Consider the following 1,780-nt stretch of genomic DNA (forward strand, 5'->3'; position numbering starts at 1 on the left):
CCTCCCTCTATAAATATTGATTTATCAACGGTTTGACCCGTTGGTGGGGTGTCAAAAAAATATTTTTCGACACGCTTCCTAACATTACTTTCATATTATGTGAATCTATTCCAACACATGGGTACGCTTCGCGGTCACTACTAGAAAAAGATGGTAAGTAGTGCTAGTGAATTATGCGATGCACAATGGATCTCTGCGTAACTTATGATGACGTACCCTCCCATGTCTCTGGGCATCTGTGTGCCTACATTCCTTCGTTCGGTCTAGTCATAAGGCAGAGGCTAGCGAAGCTCCTATAGGGACTCTAAGTCGAATGGAAAAAATGATGCCAGCTTCTCCGTGTCATCCTGTTGTCTAGGTCTTTTAAGGGGATGTAGAACTTACATAGCCTCTGCGAGACTAGGAATATCCCTCATCATTCGCCGTGCGTCAAACGCTTTGTGCTTGATACATATTCCATGTAACACCTTTAGTAGTTTTCCACATAGAACCACGATGGATTGCTTCTTTCGTAACGGATTAACCTTACGGTTTGTGTAATACTCGTGTAGCTTTTGAAAGGCTTCGTTGTGGCGAATCATCGGCATCATCACTCGGAATAGAAGGGCGCGTAACTTTCTTCTGCCCCGTTTGGAGATGCGCTTTTGCCCTTTGTGCTGGCCGGAGGAGTTTTCACGTAACGTTAATCCCGCGAGTTTAATTATTTGGCGTGGATCTTCATAGTGTGAAAAGCTTCCGATTTCAGCTAACAAATCAACAATTGTTGTATCTCCAAGCCCTTGAACCGTTGAGAGCCATTCGTACTCTACAGATGTTTGTACCAGCTCAACTAAGTGCTGTGTAATGCTTTCGATTTCTAGTTCTAACTGATTGAAACGACGAACGAGTGAGGCGATTTCAAAACGGGCCATCTCACGTCCTTCTGTTACTCCGATGGAGTCAGCTGCAACTTTAATCAAACGTGTAGCTTTCGGTTTCTGAGGAGATTTCATCCCCTCTACTTGGCGGTACCTAATGAGCAATTCATCGGGCTGTTTCTGATGAAGATCACTCGGAAAAGGGGTACATTCGAGTGCAGCCAGTGCCATTTTTCCGAACTTCGGAAATACCTGAGTAAATTCAGGAAAATAGCGATCTAACCATCGAATCATCATGTTTTTGACTGAACCTAGTTCTTCAGTTAACTTGCCTCGAAACGTTGATCCAACGCGCAACTCTGCTTCCACATCTTTTAAAATCCGTGGATAGCTGAAGCGTCCGTCTTTTATAAGACGAGCGATTACAAGCGCATCTTTGCGGTCATGTTTGGTTGGTAGATTATCGTCCAACTCCTTTGACCGCTTGACATGCATCGGATTCGTCATCACGAGTGGAATGCCTCGTTCCTCCAGAAAATAGGCTAAATTGAGCCAATAATGTCCAGTAGGTTCAATTCCAACGATGACTTCTGTTTTCTCGTTTTCCTTCATCGCTGTCAGAATCCGTTGATAGAAAAGTTCAAAGCCATCACGAGATTGAGAAACAGAGAATGATTTTTGGAGCACTCGTCCTCGATCATCCACAAAACAAGCGAAATGTGTACGCTTCGCAATGTCGATACCGACTACGAGTGTTTTTTCGGTGACTTGATTTATTTTTTGATTTTGTTTAAAATCCATTATGGAGTCCTCCTTGGTTAACAAATTAGGGGTCATTTCGCCACGATTTGACACCCCATATCATACCAAGAGGGCTCTTTTTTGTTCAAGTCCCCGAAAATCCTTCTAACAGGAATGCTCCT

At 43.5% G+C, this 1,780-nt stretch carries 1 protein-coding gene; it reads right to left on the minus strand.

Translation table 11 applies throughout. The features are described 5' to 3' along the window. Nucleotides 1-380: 380 nt before the first annotated feature. Nucleotides 381-1,658 carry an IS110 family transposase gene (locus tag ACFYKT_RS22255; RefSeq protein WP_389224381.1) on the minus strand — a complete coding sequence of 426 codons (1,278 nt, stop codon included), beginning with the start codon at nucleotides 1,656-1,658 and terminating at the stop codon, nucleotides 381-383. Nucleotides 1,659-1,780: the final 122 nt, after the last annotated feature.

Origin of the sequence: Cytobacillus mangrovibacter (assembly GCF_042865275.1) — a bacterium.
In the GTDB taxonomy this organism is placed as follows: domain Bacteria; phylum Bacillota; class Bacilli; order Bacillales; family Cytobacillaceae; genus Cytobacillus; species Cytobacillus mangrovibacter.

Coding starts and splice junctions, on each gene's coding strand:
- ACFYKT_RS22255 (WP_389224381.1), bottom strand. CDS start 1,658: ATGGATTTTAAACAAAATCAAAAAATAAATCAAGTCACCGAAAAAACA.